We start from the raw sequence: 15609 nt of genomic DNA, 5'->3' as shown, positions 1-15609 counted from the left end.
CCGGGAGGCTGTCTGTGTCTGTACCGGGAAATTTCTCGCGGGGGAGTCCGGCTTTGGTAAGCAGCATACTAACTTCAAATGTTAAAAATATTATTCATCAAGCGCCCATACATTGAAATGAACAAAGGTATGGGGGGATGGGAATGAAAAAATGGATGGCAGGCCTGTTTCTTGCTGCAGCAGTTCTTCTTTGTTTAATGGTTCCGCAGCAGATCCAAGGCGCATCTTCGTATGACAAAGTGTTATATTTTCCGCTGTCTCGTTATCCGGAAACCGGCAGTCATATTAGGGATGCGATTGCAGAGGGACATCCAGATATTTGTACCATTGACAGAGATGGAGCAGACAAAAGGCGGGAGGAATCTTTAAAGGGAATCCCGACCAAGCCGGGCTATGACCGGGATGAGTGGCCGATGGCGGTCTGCGAGGAAGGCGGCGCAGGGGCTGATGTCCGATATGTGACGCCTTCTGATAATCGCGGCGCCGGCTCGTGGGTAGGGAATCAAATGAGCAGCTATCCTGACGGCACCAGAGTGCTGTTTATTGTGCAGTAATAAAGAAGAGGCTCTTTCTTGAGCCTCTGTTGTTACAATCCTTCGCCGAGCTGAATTTTCGGGGGATAGGTTTCTGCTTTTCGCCAATATTGGCGTGTGCCTTCGTCCCGTACAACGATGCCCAGCTGTGCCAGTTCGAGACGGAATTCTTCAATATCGTCTTTTTCTTCGTCCTGCAGCGCTTTGTGACGAGCTTTTAATAAGGCATGGGCGCCTTGCGATAGGTCTGGTGCATCAGGAATCCATCGGCGAAATTGATCTTTAAACGGATCACCATCTGTTGCCCATTCGTAATGATGCTGTCTAAAGGCCTTCTCAACGTTTACTGGTTTTTCATCAATTTCTTCCCGTACCAATTCATATCCGGCTGTTCCCAGGAGGACAAGCCGTTTGTGATCCATAAATACAAGAGCGATGTCATCGGAATGAATTGTTTGCACTTTTTTTCCTTTGATGAATTCCACTGTGTGATCTGTAATTTTGACAGATAGCAGCATTGCAATAACAGAATGAGCGAACCAAATCCCCGCACACATACCGAGAAGAGCAGTGATAAATGAAGCTGTAGATCCCTGAAAAGAGGTAATGAGCCGAAGTGGTCCTTCAAGAGGGATCCAGGGGAGGGATAATGCCCATTTCGCAATCTGCGGAATAAAATACCCGATTGCAAAACCGATGATTGCAAGTGCAGCGTATAAAAAGAATACAGCGGTTTTCGTAACTCCGATAAGAGTATGAGATTGATTCTGCAACATGTCACCTTCTTTTTACTAAAAAAATCGAATACCTTCCCATATTTTAACTTAAACTGATGGTAAATCAAGGATAAAGTGATAATTATGGATATAAAGAGATTCAGTAATAGAACTGGCAGGCACAGTCAGTCATGAAAAATAAAATTTACATGCGCAGACGATGTAAGCCCCATTTGTTTTCTGCGTATCACAATACAATCCAAAGGGAACATAAAGAGTAAAGGCTTTTTAGACAATCAGGAGGAACAGATATGAAAATTGGATTAATCGGCTTAGGGAAAATGGGCATAAACATAGGAAAGCAATTCATTGACCGCAATCATCAAGCGGTTGGATATGATGTAAATCAAGCGGCTGTTGATGAACTGAAAGCATACGGGGCTGAGGGGACAACGAATCTTAAAGAGTTCATTTCTTTATTAGACCCGCCGCGTATCCTATGGGTTATGGTACCGCATGGCATTGTCGATGCTGTTTTGCGTGATGTATCACCTTTATTAAGTAAAGGCGATATGATTATCGAAGCTGGAAACTCTCATTATAAAGAATCAATTCGCCGCTACAATCAAATGAAAGAAGCGGGTATCCATTATCTCGATGCCGGAACGTCGGGCGGAATGGAAGGCGCACGGCATGGAGCCTGTTTTATGGTGGGGGGCGATCATGAAGCATGGGAGATTGTGGAACCGCTTTTTCGTGATACTGCCGTCGAAAATGGTTATCTATACGCTGGTGAAGCGGGAAGCGGACATTTTTTAAAAATGATCCATAATGGAATTGAGTATGGAATGATGGCCGCGATTGGTGAAGGATTCGAAGTGCTTGAAAACAGCCAATTTGATTTTGACTACGAGAAGGTTGCCAGAGTGTGGAATCATGGTTCTGTCATTCGTTCTTGGCTTATGGGACTGACTGAGCGAGCTTTCTCTAAGGATGCGAAACTGGATCAGATCAAGGGCATTATGCATTCCTCAGGTGAAGGAAAATGGACGGTGGAAACCGCGCTTGATCTGCAGACGGCAACGCCGGTCATCGCCATGTCACTGATGATGAGATACCGTTCGTTAACAGACGATACGTTTACAGGAAAGGTGGTTGCTGCGCTTCGAAATGAATTTGGAGGCCATGCGACAGAAAAAAAGTAAGGGGGCCAACAAGCCTCCTTATTTTTTTGGCACCTTCAGAAGATGAGGGAACTTTTTATAAATGACCAGCATGATGATCAGAATATATGTACCGTAAATGCTGATAGACAATAATTTATTGCTGGTGAAATTGGCACCTGCAATAGTGACAACAACAATATTGGGGATTTTCCCTATTAAAGACGCAAAGAAAAAAACATGCCAGCGAACCTGGCTCAGCCCGCAGATCACGTTCATTACAAGTGAAGGTATGACAGGTATCAGCCTTCCTAATAAAACAGCGGTAAAAGCGTTTTTGTTGAAGGAAGCCTCGTAGCTTTGTATGGCAGGATAGGCCTGAACTTTTTTTCTGGCCCAATCTCTAAAACTGTACCTGGCGAGAAAAAACAGCAATATTGTACCAAGCATTGAGCCGGTCAGTGTAATCCAAATTCCATTTGCAGTCCCGAACACTGCGCCATTTAAAGCAGCAACCAAAGCAAACGGCACTATTGGGAAAAAAACATCGGCAGCAATCAGCAGCATACTAAATAAAACGGAAAACATCCCTCCTGCTTTGATTGCATCAAGCCAAGCTTCTTTCTGAAAAAAACCGACTGCAATGATAGCGATAATCACAAGTATACCTATTACTTTTTTTAACATGTCTATGGTCACTCCCAACTTAGGTGATGTCAGGAGCCAAAACCTCCGTCATCTAAATTAGTATAACTGGTGCCATTTCAGCTGTTCAACTGAAAACCAGGTTAAGAACACAATTCTTTTTTACCTCATAAAAAAGGCTGTCCATCTCTCTGTTTTCTGCATTCTTAATAATAGGGAGGGATAGAAATGGTAACCATAAAAAAGGATTTTATACCGCTATCAAATAATAATCGTCCTGGCTATTCGATGACGCCTGCTTATATTACGGTGCATAATACAGCGAATACAGCAAAAGGCGCTGATGCGAAAATGCACGCCAATTTTGTGAAAAACCCGAGCACATCCGAAAGCTGGCATTTTACAGTTGACGATTCAGTCATTTATCAGCATCTCCCGATAGATGAAAACGGCTGGCATGCGGGAGACGGTACAAACGGGACAGGAAACCGCAAATCGATCGGGATTGAAATCTGCGAAAATGCTGACGGCGATTTTGAAAAAGCAACATCAAATGCCCAGTGGCTGATCAGAAAGCTGATGAAGGAAAGCAATATTCCGTTACATCGTGTTGTTCCCCACAAAAAATGGTCCGGGAAAGAATGTCCGCGGAAACTCTTGGACCACTGGAACTCTTTTATAAACGGAATTTCTTCCTCGGATACACCTCCAAAAGAAACTTCACCATCATATCCTCTGCCGTCTGGGGTTATAAAGCTCACTTCGCCTTATCGAAAGGGCACAAACATTCTCCAGCTGCAAAAGGCTTTAGCTGCACTTCACTTTTACCCTGATAAGGGAGCCAAAAACAATGGCATAGATGGAGTTTACGGACCGAAAACAGCGAATGCCGTCAAGCGTTTTCAGCTCATGAACGGATTAACTGCAGACGGGATTTATGGGCCAAAAACAAAGGCCAAGCTTAAATCGAAGTTAAAGTAAATGCAGGATTTAACGGATAACCTGTTTCCAGTGCGGATTCAGGTTATTTTCTTTTCTTTGGTTTGTGTGTTTTTCAGATTGGAAAGAAGGGAATTTTAAAAAATCATCAGCTGCGCCGCAATGAAAGCAGAATGATATTCACTGAGGGGGACACGTTAACTATAGGAAAAAACAGTGATAGCGAAAAACTCTTCATTGAACGAAGAGAAACAGAGGTATAACATTAAGGTGAGGCTTTTGGGGGTGTAAAGATGAAACATTTTATCATCCTTTTCCTTCTGCTGTTCGTTACAGCAGGATGCGAGGGAAGGGGATACGAAGACGTTGTAGCATTTGGTGACAGCAATACGCGTGGCTCTAATTGGGATTATCGCGATTATCCAAAAGCACAGCAGTGGGTCAATATATTAAAAACAGCTGAGCGCGGTAACCTTGATATACTCAATGCGGGAATCGGCGGACAGACGACAGAGGATGCCCGTCTCCGATTTCAGACAGATGTGCTGGATCAAAAACCGAAGTATTTGTTTATTATGTTCGGCACCAATGACGCTGCCATACTGACTGAGGGGAAACCGAGAGTGTCGAAGCAGCGTTTTAGAGAAAATCTGGTTTATTTTATTAAAGAAAGCAGAAAACACGGAATCAAGCCTATCTTAATGACGTGTATCCCAATTATAGAAGGTAATGGGAAGCATCATCTGTTTTACTATTCCAGATATCAAGCAGCTGCTTTTGAACCAAAAGGCGGAGCAAGGAAATGGCACAACTCATATAACGATATTACAAGAGATGTGTCGAAGCGCCTGGATGTCCCTCTTGTAGATAACTGGAAGCATTTTATAGAAGCAGACGGCGGAAAAGCAACTGATGAAGCGCTTATCCAATCTGGTTTAATAGATCCTTCTGGAAATCATATGACACCTAAAGGGGCAAGGATCGTATATGAAGGAATACAAGATGGGCAGATCCTGCAGCGTTGAGCCGGACAACCGCCTAGTCCGATTTATTTCTCCTACATAGGCTGTTATAAAACCTTATTAAGGAGGCGCTTCACATGTATTGGGCAGGCAGAGCATATGGATACGCTTTTATTGTTGTTTTAGTTGTTGTTCTCCTGGTTGTGGGCGGCATATACTGGTTAGCATAATAACCGGCCCTTTAAAACACCTCTTTTTAGGGGTGTTTTTTGCTGAAAGTAGTAGTAAAGCGCGCAGCCAAAGTGATATAATATCAGTCATCTGAGTAAAAAAAGGAAATACGCCCGGAAAAAATAGACAAATTCCTATTAAGAAGATACGGAAATAATATGTCCGAGCGATCTTCTTTTTATTTCGTTTTCAATTAACTCGATAAAGTCACGGTTTAAATTCATTTCGGTGGCTTTGAAATAAGATTCTATTAGTAATTCATCAGACAGTTTTCTCATGCTAGGAACCCAATTAATGGGAGAGGCACCTCCTTAAAAGTTGGAATCATTCATGATTTTAACGCATACAATGATAAGTTGCGTTCATCTGAGGTTGAAGTTATCTTTAATCTACCATGAAATGCATATAAGAACAATCGTTCTGTTATCCACACCAAAAAGTGGATAACTTGTGAGTATCGTGTTTATAATTTGTCTAAAGAGTGATGTAATAAGAGTGGATAGTGTGTGTAAATTTATCCACACCTGGTGAAGAAACCCAATTTTTGTCGAAATTTTTTTGCTCAGTTTTTCTTTAGGCGCAAGTTCGATTTTTTTCGACAATCATTTTGAAAGAAAGAAAAAGGGAAGGGTGCGGGTTTTGTTAAAAAAGTTTTTTTTACCTGACGAGTTTGTAAAAAATATTTTTCATATTACACCTGAGAAATTAAAGGAACGAAATGTAAAAGGAATTATTACTGATCTGGATAATACGCTTGTTGAATGGGACAGGCCGAACGCGACGCCGCGATTGATCGAGTGGTTTGAAGAAATGAAGGAACACGGCATTAAAGTGACAATTGTCTCTAATAATAACGAAAGAAGAGTGAAACTTTTCTCAGAACCGCTTGGAATCCCATTCATCTATAAAGCAAGAAAACCGATGGGTAAAGCCTTTAATAGAGCGGTGCGCAATATGGAGCTGAAAAAAGAGGACTGCGTTGTCATCGGAGACCAGCTGCTGACCGATGTACTCGGGGGAAACCGAAACGGCTACCATACGATTTTGGTCGTGCCAGTCGCTTCCTCTGACGGATTCATTACGCGCTTTAACCGCCAGGTCGAACGCAGAATACTGAGTGCTCTCAAACGAAAAGGGCACATTCAGTGGGAGGAGTAAGAAATGGAAAAGGTTGTTTGTATCGGGTGCGGAGTTACGATCCAAACCGAGGACAAAACAGGTTTGGGGTACGCGCCGCCTGCATCACTTACGAAAGAAAATGTGATTTGCCAGCGTTGCTTCAGACTGAAAAACTATAATGAAATACAAGATGTCTCCTTAACTGATGATGATTTTTTAAACATTCTTCACGGTATTGGAGAAACGGACTCTCTTGTCGTAAAAATTGTTGATATTTTTGATTTTAACGGCAGCTGGATTAATGGGCTGCAGCGCTTGGTGGGGGGAAACCCTATCTTATTAGTTGGCAATAAAGCGGATATTTTGCCTAAGTCACTGAAAAGAGAGCGTCTGATCCAATGGATGAAGCGTGAAGCGAAAGAGCTTGGCTTAAAACCGGTTGACGTATTTTTGGTCAGTGCGGGACGCGGCCAGGGAATAAGAGAAGTAATTGACGCGATTGAGCATTACCGCAACGGAAAAGACGTCTATGTTGTTGGATGTACAAATGTAGGAAAGTCAACCTTTATTAACCGGATTATTAAAGAAGTGTCAGGTGAAGAAGATATTATTACAACATCCCAATTTCCTGGCACAACCCTTGATGCGATTGAAATCCCGCTGGATGACGGTTCATCGCTTTATGATACACCGGGAATTATCAACAACCATCAAATGGCGCATTATGTCAATAAAAAGGATCTTAAAATATTATCTCCTAAAAAGGAGCTGAAGCCTCGCACATTCCAGCTTAATGATCAGCAAACACTGTATTTTGGCGGACTTGCAAGGTTTGATTATGTGTCTGGGGAAAGATCTCCTTTTATTTGCTATATGCCGAATGAGCTGATGATTCATAGAACAAAACTTGAAAATGCAGACGCGCTTTATGAAAAGCATGCAGGGGAATTGCTCACACCTCCGGGTAAAGATGAAATGGATGAGTTTCCGGAATTGGTCGCCCATACGTTTACGATAAAAGACAAAAAGACAGATATCGTTTTCTCTGGGTTAGGCTGGGTTACTGTCCATGACGCTGATAAAAAGGTAACTGCATACGCGCCAAAAGGCGTTCATGTATTTGTTCGGCGTTCATTAATTTAAGAAAAGGGGAGAGGAGTATGAAAAAGCTGTACGGGGTTATCGGAAATCCGATTGGCCATTCTATGTCACCTGATATTCATAACGCATCATTGAAAGACCTCGGGCTTGACGGACATTATCATGCCTTCAAGGTAGAAGAGAATGATCTGGAGGATGCGGTAAAAGGAATAAGAGCTCTAGGCGTACAAGGAATCAATGTGACTGTTCCGCACAAGGTTTCCATTATGGATTATTTGGATCATATTGATGAGAGTGCAAAAGTGCTCGGTGCCGTAAACACGGTCAGAAGAGAGGGAGATAAGCTTGTCGGATACAATACCGATGGGGAAGGCTTCGTGAAGTCATTAATGAAGGTATTAGACAAGCCCATCTCTGAACTGTCATTCTTAATGATCGGCGCTGGCGGAGCGGCGAGAGCCATTTTTACAACAATTGTCCGAAATACCCCGAAAAAATTTGACATTTGCAACCGGACGTTAGAAAAAGCAAAGCGGCTTACAGAAGATACTCCCTCGTTTCACAATAAAGAAGTATTAAGCATAAAAGAAGCAGAAGAACGTCTTGAGCAGTATGATGTTATCATCCATACAACGTCTGTGGGCATGTATCCGAACGTGGACGATGTGCCGCTTTCATTACAGCGTGCCGCGAGCAGTGCCGTCGTATGTGATATCGTGTATAATCCAATACAGACGGCCCTTTTAAAAGAAGCAAGCCAAAAAGGCTTGAAAACACTCGATGGTGTGGGCATGTTTGTTGAACAGGCAGCATTGTCTTTCCAATTGTGGACTGGACAAGAGCCTGATATTGAAAAAATGAGATCTATTGTAATAGGAAAATTAGGAGGAACAGAATGTTAACAGGTAAACAAAAACGTTTTTTGCGTTCAAAAGCGCATCATTTAACGCCGATTTTTCAAGTAGGTAAAGGCGGAGTAAACGACAACATGATTAAACAAATTGCTGAGGCGCTTGAAGCGAGAGAGCTGATTAAAGTCAGCGTGCTTCAGAATTGCGAAGAGGATAAAAACGATGTAGCGGAAGCTCTTGTAAAAGGAAGCCGCTCTCAATTGGTGCAGACAATCGGCAATACGATTGTCTTATATAAGGAATCAAAGGAAAATAAACAAATCGAGCTTCCTTAAAGGTGGTTGAAATGAAGAAAATCGGAATTTTCGGAGGCACGTTTGACCCTCCGCATAATGGTCACCTCTTAATGGCGAATGAGGTGCTGTACCAGGCGGGGCTTGATGAAATTTGGTTTATGCCTAATCAAATTCCGCCGCATAAACAGAACGAAGACTATACCGACAGCTTTCATCGCGTGGAAATGCTAAAGCTTGCAATTCAATCTAATCCGTCCTTTAAGCTGGAGCTTGTTGAAATGGAAAGAGAAGGGCCATCATATACCTTTGATACCGTTTCTTTACTGAAGCAGCGTTATCCAAATGATCAGCTGTTCTTTATTATCGGCGCTGATATGGTTGAATATTTGCCGAAATGGTATAAGCTGGACGAGCTGCTGAACCTCATTCAATTTATTGGAGTAAAGCGCCCCGGTTTTCATGTTGAAACCCCTTATCCGCTTCTCTTTGCAGACGTTCCGGAATTTGAGGTATCATCAACTATGATAAGGGAACGGTTTAAAAGCAAGAAGCCCACTGACTACTTAATCCCTGATAAAGTGAAGAAGTATGTAGAGGAGAATGGTTTATATGAATCGTGAGGAGGCACTTGCATGCGTGAAGCAGCAATTGACCGAACACCGATATATCCATACGGTTGGCGTGATGAACACGGCGATCGAACTTGCGGAGCGTTTTGGAGCCGATTCTAAAAAAGCGGAAACAGCGGCAATCTTTCATGATTACGCCAAATTCCGCCCGAAAGAAGAAATGAAACAAATTATTGCGCGTGAAAAAATGCCTGCGCATTTATTGGATCATAATCCGGAGCTCTGGCACGCTCCGGTCGGCGCTTATTTGGTCCAAAGAGAGGCAGGGGTTCAAGATGAAGACATTCTTGACGCCATTAGGTATCATACCTCAGGGCGCCCCGGCATGACACTTTTAGAAAAAGTCATTTACGTTGCCGATTACATTGAGCCAAACCGGGCATTTCCCGGTGTCGATGAGGTGCGTAAGCTTGCTGAGACAGATTTGAATCAAGCGCTGATTCAGTCCATTAAAAATACAATGGTTTTTCTTATGAAAAAAAATCAACCGGTTTTTCCAGACACATTTTTAACGTATAACTGGCTTGTGTCTGGCAGCTGAACAGGAGGAATTTGTGAATGAACCATAAGTCCATTTTAAAGATCGCAGCTGCGGCTTGCGACGATAAACGGGCAGAGGATATTTTAGCACTGGATATGGAAGGTATTTCTCTGGTTGCTGATTATTTTCTGATCTGCCACGGAAATTCAGATAAACAGGTACAGGCGATTGCCCGTGAAATCAAGGATCAGGCTGATGAAAACGGCATTCAAGTCAAAAAGATGGAAGGCTTTGATGAAGCAAGATGGGTTCTCGTTGATCTAGGCGATGTAATTGTCCATGTCTTCCACAAGGATGAAAGAAGCTACTACAACCTTGAAAAGCTGTGGGGAGACGCTCCGCTCGCAGATCTTGATCTTGGAATGAATCAATGATTTATCAAGGCTTTGCAAGCGTGTATGACGAGTTAATGTCACACGCGCCTTACGATCAATGGACAAAATGGATTGAAGCATCTCTCCCGGAAAAAGGCCGTATTCTCGATCTGGCATGCGGCACGGGGGAAATCTCCATCCGGCTTGCCGAAAAAGGCTTCGAGGTTACAGGCATCGATCTCAGCGAAGAGATGCTTTCTTTCGCCCAGCAAAAGGTATCGAGTAGCCAGCCTATTTTATTTCTTCAGCAGGATATGAGAGAGATTACCGGCTTTGACGGTCAATTTGACGCTGTTGTGATATGCTGTGACTCATTAAATTATTTAAAAACAAAAAATGATGTGATCGAAACCTTTAAAAGTGTTTTTCGGGTATTAAAGCCTGAAGGCATCCTGCTGTTTGATGTTCATTCATCTTTTAAAATTGCGGAAGTCTTTCCGGATAGCACATTTGCTGACCAGGACGAAGATATCAGCTATATTTGGCAGAGCTTTGCCGGAAGTGGCGAGCTTTCTGTCATTCATGATATGTCGTTTTTTGTGTGGAACGGAGAAGCGTATGATCGTTTTGATGAGACACACGAGCAAAGAACGTTCCCGGTGGAAGAATACGAAGAAATGCTTAAGAACTGCGGCTTTCAGCTCCATCGCGTGACAGCTGATTTTACGGATACCGAGCCATCAGCACAATCAGAACGCCTCTTTTTCAAGGCGCAGAAATCAAAAACCATCGTTTCCTAAAACGATGGTTTTTTAAAATGCTTTTTTATGCTTTTGCAGTACAGACGAACGTATGACATACTCGTCTACACATGAAACTGCTTTTTCACTGCGGAAATATCCTCCTCGTACTTCATATGAGTATTTTGAAATACCCGGTGAAACATATCCTGCACACCGCTTTCCAGCGCTTTAATGCCTTCTCCTGTTACACCGCCTTTAACGCAAACCTTTTCCTGTAATGCAGGCAGGGTATACAATTCGGTTTCTAACAGTTTTCCCATTCCGACAAGCATTTCCTTACACATCAAAATCGCGTCCTGTTTAGACACTGATGTTTCCGAAACAGCTGCATCTATAAACCGCTGAATCAGATAGCTCATAAAAGCGGGGCCGCAGCTTACGATGTCTGATGCAACCCTGGTGATGTCACTTTCAATTTGCAGCGGATGAGAGATATGCTGCATCAGCTCATTGATTTTCGTTTTTGCAGATTCGCCGCAGCTTGTGCCGAAAGTGACGAGAGAAACACCTGCCAGCGCTCTGTTCGTAATACTTGGGATCACTCGAGCCACTTGACACGGCACATATTGTTCGAGCTGTTCGGTTTGAACGGGGCTTGTAATTGAGATGAGAATATGATCTTTTCTTAAATAAGGTAACGCTCTTGCCAGTAAAGGATATATATCAAGCGGCTTAACACAAATAAAAATCATCTCGTTTTCAGAAACGAGCTTTTCGAGACTTTCGGTAACGTTTATGCTGTTGTAGCGGTTTTTTATGTGCAACGCTTTTTCAATTGTGCGGTTTGTGATTGTCATGTTTGAGGGATCGGCTGCTTTTGATTCAATAAATGATTCGATAAGGATCGTGCCCATATTTCCTGTGCCGATAAAGCCTATCTTCAATGGTTTCCCCTCCTTTGAGCTATTATCCTCTAAACCATATGTGTTATGAAAATAAAATATGACGAAAGCGGGGAACATGCACGATGAATTGGTTGAATCAGCATAAGAAAGCAATTATTTTAGCGGCTTCTGCGGCTGTTTTCACAGCGATTATGATCTTTCTGGCCACAGGGAAAAATAAAGAGCCGGTGAAGCAAGCTGTACCAACAGAGACAGAAAATACAGTGGTAAAGCAGGAAGCAAACAACGACGAGTCAAACGAAACAATTGTGATAGACATCAAAGGTGCTGTTCAGCATCCTGGCGTTTATGAAATGCGAACAGGGGACAGAGTATCTCAGGCAATTGAGAAAGCGGGCGGGACCAGTGAACAAGCAGACGAAGCGCAAGTAAATTTGGCCGAGGTTCTTCAGGACGGGACAGTGGTGTACATCCCGAAAAAGGGAGAGGAAACAGCAGTGCAGCAAGGTACCGGAGGGTCTGTCCAAAGCGATGGAGGGAAGGGAGCGCTGGTGAATATCAATACAGCAACCTTAGAGGAGTTACAAGGCATCTCAGGGGTGGGGCCATCCAAAGCAGAAGCTATTATTGCATACCGGGAAGAAAACGGGCGTTTCCAAACAATTGAAGATATCACTAAGGTTTCAGGAATAGGTGAAAAGTCATTTGAGAAAATAAAGTCTTCCATTACAGTAAAGTGATTTGACGGTCATGCATTATGATAGGTAAACTAAAGGTCAGGCAACACAACATTTGGAGGGAACAACGTGGAACGAATTTCATGGAATCAATACTTTATGGCTCAAAGCCATTTATTGGCGCTGCGCAGCACATGTCCGAGATTATCTGTCGGCGCTACTATAGTCAGAGACAAACGCATGATAGCAGGAGGCTACAATGGGTCAATCGCGGGCGGCGTACATTGTGCAGATGAAGGATGCTTAATGATAGATGATCATTGCGCAAGAACCATTCACGCTGAAATGAATGCGATTCTTCAATGCTCTAAGTTTGGGGTGCCGACTGATGGAGCCGAGATTTATGTGACGCATTATCCGTGCATTCAATGCTGCAAATCTATTATTCAAGCGGGTATCAAAACGGTTTATTATGCTGAGGATTACAAAACACATCCGTATGCGCAGGAATTATTTGAACAGGCGGGTGTAACAGTTGAACAGGTTGAACTCGATGAAATGATCGTTGATCTGAAAAACAGGGAAAAGCTTTCATTTGTAGCGGGTCTTATAGGGAAATTGGCCGATGCCGGTTTAGCGGAGGAAGAATTGAAAAAGATACATGAACAGGCGAATACACTTTTCACGAGCTACGTGTGATGAATGCGTAATTCGCGCTTATTATTGCCTATGGCGGCAGCTTCGGCAACGGCTGGAATTACTGCCGCCGCTTATTTCCCCGCTATTTTTCTTTTCATCCTCTTTCTCCTCATCATTTTAATCAAAACGAGGCACGCTTTTCTCATTATTGTTTGTTTCTTCTCTTTTATATTGTTTTTTGTACTGTATGCAGTCACAGATTCTCAGAATGTCTCTTCCTATCGGCAGGGAACCTATCAATTCAAGGCAGTGATTGACACTATTCCCAAAATTGACGGCGACCGTATGTCTATGATGGTTGAGACACCTGATAAGGAAAAATGGGCTGCTGCGTATCGCATTCAGTCTGCTGGTGAAAAAGAACAGCTGTTATACATAGAACCAGGAATGTCATGTGAGTTGACTGGTACATTGGAAGAACCGAATCACGCAACTGTGCCGGGTGCATTTGATTATAACGAGTATCTTTATCGGCAGCATATTCATTGGAACTACTCTGTCACGTCTATCCAAAACTGCAGCGAACCTGAAAATTTTAAGTACAAGGTGCTCAGCTTGAGAAAACATATCATATCATTCACAAACAGCCTTTTGCCTCCTGATTCGGCAGGGATTGTACAGGCACTTACAGTTGGTGACAGATTTTATGTGGAGGATGAAGTGCTTACCGCGTATCAAAAGCTTGGTGTTGTCCATCTCTTGGCAATATCAGGGCTCCACGTGGGGATTTTGACAGCAGGTTTGTTTTATATCATGATTCGCCTTGGTATAACTAGAGAAAAGGCGTCAATTCTGTTGCTGTTATTTCTGCCGCTCTATGTGATGTTGACCGGCGCTGCTCCTTCAGTGCTACGCGCCGCTCTCATGTCGGGTGTTTACTTAGCTGGAAGCCTTGTCAAATGGCGTGTCCACTCTGCAACTGCAATTTGCCTTTCATACATCGTCCTTCTGCTCTTCAATCCTTATCATCTCTTTGAAGCCGGTTTTCAGCTATCGTTCGCCGTCAGTTTTTCTTTAATTCTATCCTCTTCTATTTTTCATCAGGTTAAAACCTCCTTGGGGCAGCTGACAATTGTATCACTCATCGCTCAGCTGGGCTCGCTTCCGATTCTTCTATATCATTTTCATCAGTTTTCTATCATCAGCGTACCGATGAATATGTTGATGGTACCATTTTATACCTTCTGTATTTTGCCGGGAGCTGTAGCAGGTGTTCTTCTATTAAGTCTTTCCGCTTCGTTTGGGAGATTGTTTTTCAGTTGGTTTGATTTATTGATAAGCTGGACCAATAGGCTAATCACAAACATTGCAGATGTTGATGTGTTCACGATTATGATCGCACATCCTGCACCTGTTTTGCTTTTTTTATTCACGGTCACGATCATCCTATTGCTTATGGCGATTGAAAAACGCTCCTTGTCGCAGTTGATGGTAACCGGAGGCATTTGCTGCACGGTGCTGTTTCTGCTCTTTATATATCCGTGTCTTAGTTCCGAAGGAGAAGTGGATATGATAGATATTGGACAGGGTGACAGCATGTTTGTAGGTGCTCCGCATCAGCGGGGTCGTGTCTTAATTGATACCGGCGGCACTTTGTCTTACTCGTCAGAGCCTTGGCGCGAAAAACAGCATCCGTTTTCACTGGGGGAAAAGGTGCTGATTCCGTTTTTAACTGTTAAGGGAATCAAACAGCTTGACGCTTTAATTCTGACGCACGCTGACCAAGATCATATCGGAGAGGCGGAGACTCTGCTGAAGCATCATAAAGTAAAGCGCCTCGTGATTCCGAAAGGGTTCGTTTCTGAACCTAAAGATGAGAAAGTGCTGCAGACAGCCAGAGAAGAGGGAGTGACAATTGAAGAGGTGAAGCGAGGCGATGTATTGCAAATAAAGGATTTGCAGTTCCATGTACTGTCACCTGAAACACCTGATCCGTCAAGCAAAAATAATTCCTCTCTCGTTCTGTGGATGGAGACGGGCGTTCTGAGCTGGATTTTGACGGGTGATCTGGAGAAAGAAGGGGAACAGGAGGTGATGGACGTGTTTCCAAATATTAAAGCAGATGTCTTAAAGGTGGGGCACCATGGGAGCAAAGGCTCTACCGGTGAAGAATTCATCCAACAGCTTCAGCCGAAAACGGCCATTATCTCAGCCGGGAAAAACAATCGGTACCATCATCCTCATCAAAAAGTTCTGCAACTATTACAGAGACATTCTATCCGCGTGCTGCGAACAGATCAAAACGGAACGATCCAATATAGATACAAAAACAGAGTTGGAACCTTTTCTGTCTATCCTCCATATGATACATCAGATATAACAGAGACGAACTAAAAAAGACTGCCGAGAAATCAGCAGCCCGGGCAGTCGCTGTTATGAACCAACTAGGTGAATAACCGTTGCCATGACAAACAAGAAGGCGAAAAATCCGAAGGACACAACAAAACCAACAGCTGAATCTACAGCATCATTTCGTTTGCTTTGAACGTTTTTTTCAAAATCATTCAACTTTATCCCTCCTGACTGACTTAAGTATAATGGAATT

The 15609-nt window shown here is 43.1% G+C and carries 20 protein-coding genes; 15 read left to right on the top strand and 5 right to left on the bottom strand.

The window, feature by feature from the left end; genetic code table 11:
• The first annotated feature begins 143 nt into the window (after window positions 1–143).
• Window positions 144–554 (top strand): sporulation-specific Dnase NucB, encoded by a 411-nt coding sequence (gene nucB / locus RAC86_RS23720; protein ID WP_009967785.1) that lies wholly within the window; start codon window positions 144–146, stop codon window positions 552–554.
• A 32-nt stretch (window positions 555–586) separates the two neighbouring features.
• Here the strand turns inward: nucB and RAC86_RS23715 are convergent, their stop codons facing one another.
• Window positions 587–1309, bottom strand: coding sequence for a YqeB family protein (locus RAC86_RS23715; RefSeq protein ID WP_010886572.1), 723 nt, complete (start codon window positions 1307–1309; stop codon window positions 587–589).
• Between the two features lie 251 nt (window positions 1310–1560).
• Between RAC86_RS23715 and gnd the strand changes: the two genes are divergently transcribed.
• A complete protein-coding gene (gene gnd, locus RAC86_RS23710) occupies window positions 1561–2454 on the top strand; it encodes a phosphogluconate dehydrogenase (NAD(+)-dependent, decarboxylating) (protein ID WP_163138265.1) in 894 nt (297 codons plus the stop codon).
• Window positions 2455–2472: 18 nt separating this feature from the next.
• Here gnd and RAC86_RS23705 read toward each other — a convergent pair whose 3' ends face one another.
• Window positions 2473–3099 (bottom strand): TVP38/TMEM64 family protein, encoded by a 627-nt coding sequence (locus tag RAC86_RS23705; RefSeq protein ID WP_038429330.1) that lies wholly within the window; start codon window positions 3097–3099, stop codon window positions 2473–2475.
• A 186-nt stretch (window positions 3100–3285) separates the two neighbouring features.
• On the opposite strand from RAC86_RS23705, the gene cwlH reads away from it, so the two are divergent.
• Both cwlH and RAC86_RS23695 read left to right on the top strand, forming a co-directional pair.
• Window positions 3286–4038 carry an N-acetylmuramoyl-L-alanine amidase CwlH gene (gene cwlH / locus RAC86_RS23700; protein WP_377886078.1) on the top strand — a complete coding sequence of 251 codons (753 nt, stop codon included), beginning with the start codon at window positions 3286–3288 and terminating at the stop codon, window positions 4036–4038.
• Between the two features lie 251 nt (window positions 4039–4289).
• Complete coding sequence (locus tag RAC86_RS23695; RefSeq protein ID WP_029317882.1) at window positions 4290–5021, top strand: SGNH/GDSL hydrolase family protein; 732 nt, start codon at window positions 4290–4292, stop codon at window positions 5019–5021.
• Window positions 5022–5326: 305 nt separating this feature from the next.
• On the opposite strand, the gene sda is transcribed toward RAC86_RS23695, so the two are convergent.
• Window positions 5327–5467: a sporulation histidine kinase inhibitor Sda gene (gene sda / locus RAC86_RS23690; RefSeq protein WP_003226124.1), complete on the bottom strand. Its 141-nt coding sequence runs from the start codon at window positions 5465–5467 to the stop codon at window positions 5327–5329.
• Between the two features lie 361 nt (window positions 5468–5828).
• Here sda and RAC86_RS23685 point away from each other — a divergent pair, with 361 nt between their 5' ends.
• From RAC86_RS23685 to RAC86_RS23650, 8 genes are read left to right on the top strand one after another with little or no spacing between them, the layout of a single operon-like run.
• Window positions 5829–6347, top strand: coding sequence for a YqeG family HAD IIIA-type phosphatase (locus tag RAC86_RS23685; RefSeq protein WP_003226126.1), 519 nt, complete (start codon window positions 5829–5831; stop codon window positions 6345–6347).
• Between the two features lie 3 nt (window positions 6348–6350).
• Window positions 6351–7451: a ribosome biogenesis GTPase YqeH gene (yqeH, locus tag RAC86_RS23680; protein WP_003229966.1), complete on the top strand. Its 1101-nt coding sequence runs from the start codon at window positions 6351–6353 to the stop codon at window positions 7449–7451.
• Between the two features lie 17 nt (window positions 7452–7468).
• Window positions 7469–8311 carry a shikimate dehydrogenase gene (gene aroE, locus RAC86_RS23675; RefSeq protein ID WP_377886077.1) on the top strand — a complete coding sequence of 281 codons (843 nt, stop codon included), beginning with the start codon at window positions 7469–7471 and terminating at the stop codon, window positions 8309–8311.
• Window positions 8305–8595, top strand: a complete 291-nt coding sequence (gene yhbY, locus RAC86_RS23670) for a ribosome assembly RNA-binding protein YhbY (RefSeq protein ID WP_003226133.1) — start codon at window positions 8305–8307, stop codon at window positions 8593–8595. Before aroE ends, yhbY begins: the two co-directional genes overlap by 7 nt.
• An 11-nt stretch (window positions 8596–8606) precedes the next feature.
• Window positions 8607–9176: a nicotinate-nucleotide adenylyltransferase gene (locus RAC86_RS23665; RefSeq protein WP_021480066.1), complete on the top strand. Its 570-nt coding sequence runs from the start codon at window positions 8607–8609 to the stop codon at window positions 9174–9176.
• Complete coding sequence (yqeK, locus tag RAC86_RS23660; RefSeq protein WP_014480316.1) at window positions 9166–9726, top strand: bis(5'-nucleosyl)-tetraphosphatase (symmetrical) YqeK; 561 nt, start codon at window positions 9166–9168, stop codon at window positions 9724–9726. Before RAC86_RS23665 ends, yqeK begins: the two co-directional genes overlap by 11 nt.
• A gap of 17 nt (window positions 9727–9743) precedes the next feature.
• Entirely contained in the window at window positions 9744–10100 is a 357-nt protein-coding gene (gene rsfS / locus RAC86_RS23655) for a ribosome silencing factor (RefSeq protein ID WP_041333759.1), read from the top strand.
• Window positions 10097–10840, top strand: coding sequence for a class I SAM-dependent DNA methyltransferase (locus RAC86_RS23650; protein ID WP_033884459.1), 744 nt, complete (start codon window positions 10097–10099; stop codon window positions 10838–10840). The genes rsfS and RAC86_RS23650 overlap by 4 nt, the downstream gene beginning before the upstream one ends.
• Window positions 10841–10905: 65 nt before the next feature.
• Here RAC86_RS23650 and comER read toward each other — a convergent pair whose 3' ends face one another.
• The gene (gene comER, locus RAC86_RS23645) at window positions 10906–11727 is read right to left on the bottom strand and encodes a late competence protein ComER (protein WP_014480313.1); all 822 of its coding nucleotides are present in this window, start codon (window positions 11725–11727) and stop codon (window positions 10906–10908) included.
• A gap of 83 nt (window positions 11728–11810) precedes the next feature.
• On the opposite strand from comER, the gene comEA reads away from it, so the two are divergent.
• The 3 genes from comEA (at window position 11811) to RAC86_RS23630 (ending at window position 15398) form a co-directional block, all read left to right on the top strand.
• Window positions 11811–12428: a competence protein ComEA gene (comEA, locus tag RAC86_RS23640; RefSeq protein ID WP_326145878.1), complete on the top strand. Its 618-nt coding sequence runs from the start codon at window positions 11811–11813 to the stop codon at window positions 12426–12428.
• A 66-nt stretch (window positions 12429–12494) separates the two neighbouring features.
• On the top strand, window positions 12495–13064 hold the full coding sequence (locus tag RAC86_RS23635) for a ComE operon protein 2 (protein ID WP_003229978.1): 570 nt from the start codon (window positions 12495–12497) through the stop codon (window positions 13062–13064).
• Between the two features lie 3 nt (window positions 13065–13067).
• Window positions 13068–15398 carry a DNA internalization-related competence protein ComEC/Rec2 gene (locus RAC86_RS23630; protein ID WP_377886076.1) on the top strand — a complete coding sequence of 777 codons (2331 nt, stop codon included), beginning with the start codon at window positions 13068–13070 and terminating at the stop codon, window positions 15396–15398.
• Between the two features lie 39 nt (window positions 15399–15437).
• On the opposite strand, the gene RAC86_RS23625 is transcribed toward RAC86_RS23630, so the two are convergent.
• Complete coding sequence (locus RAC86_RS23625) at window positions 15438–15572, bottom strand: YqzM family protein (protein WP_003229983.1); 135 nt, start codon at window positions 15570–15572, stop codon at window positions 15438–15440.
• Between the last annotated feature and the right edge of the window lie 37 nt (window positions 15573–15609).

The organism is Bacillus sp. LR_5 (genome assembly GCF_042709275.1).
The sequence above is the reverse complement of the archived record's forward strand: the minus strand, read 5'-3'. Positions and strand labels throughout refer to the sequence as shown.

Excerpts from the sequence above, each read along its gene's own strand:
- RAC86_RS23695 (WP_029317882.1), top strand. The coding sequence starts at position 4,290 with ATGAAACATTTTATCATCCTTTTCCTTCTGCTGTTCGTTACAGCAGGA.
- comEA (WP_326145878.1), top strand. The coding sequence starts at position 11,811 with ATGAATTGGTTGAATCAGCATAAGAAAGCAATTATTTTAGCGGCTTCT.
- nucB (WP_009967785.1), top strand. The coding sequence starts at position 144 with ATGAAAAAATGGATGGCAGGCCTGTTTCTTGCTGCAGCAGTTCTTCTT.
- sda (WP_003226124.1), bottom strand. The coding sequence starts at position 5,467 with ATGAGAAAACTGTCTGATGAATTACTAATAGAATCTTATTTCAAAGCC.
- aroE (WP_377886077.1), top strand. The coding sequence starts at position 7,469 with ATGAAAAAGCTGTACGGGGTTATCGGAAATCCGATTGGCCATTCTATG.
- RAC86_RS23665 (WP_021480066.1), top strand. The coding sequence starts at position 8,607 with ATGAAGAAAATCGGAATTTTCGGAGGCACGTTTGACCCTCCGCATAAT.
- RAC86_RS23705 (WP_038429330.1), bottom strand. The coding sequence starts at position 3,099 with ATGTTAAAAAAAGTAATAGGTATACTTGTGATTATCGCTATCATTGCA.
- rsfS (WP_041333759.1), top strand. The coding sequence starts at position 9,744 with ATGAACCATAAGTCCATTTTAAAGATCGCAGCTGCGGCTTGCGACGAT.
- yqeK (WP_014480316.1), top strand. The coding sequence starts at position 9,166 with ATGAATCGTGAGGAGGCACTTGCATGCGTGAAGCAGCAATTGACCGAA.
- yhbY (WP_003226133.1), top strand. The coding sequence starts at position 8,305 with ATGTTAACAGGTAAACAAAAACGTTTTTTGCGTTCAAAAGCGCATCAT.
- cwlH (WP_377886078.1), top strand. The coding sequence starts at position 3,286 with ATGGTAACCATAAAAAAGGATTTTATACCGCTATCAAATAATAATCGT.
- RAC86_RS23715 (WP_010886572.1), bottom strand. The coding sequence starts at position 1,309 with ATGTTGCAGAATCAATCTCATACTCTTATCGGAGTTACGAAAACCGCT.
- RAC86_RS23630 (WP_377886076.1), top strand. The coding sequence starts at position 13,068 with ATGCGTAATTCGCGCTTATTATTGCCTATGGCGGCAGCTTCGGCAACG.
- gnd (WP_163138265.1), top strand. The coding sequence starts at position 1,561 with ATGAAAATTGGATTAATCGGCTTAGGGAAAATGGGCATAAACATAGGA.
- RAC86_RS23650 (WP_033884459.1), top strand. The coding sequence starts at position 10,097 with ATGATTTATCAAGGCTTTGCAAGCGTGTATGACGAGTTAATGTCACAC.
- yqeH (WP_003229966.1), top strand. The coding sequence starts at position 6,351 with ATGGAAAAGGTTGTTTGTATCGGGTGCGGAGTTACGATCCAAACCGAG.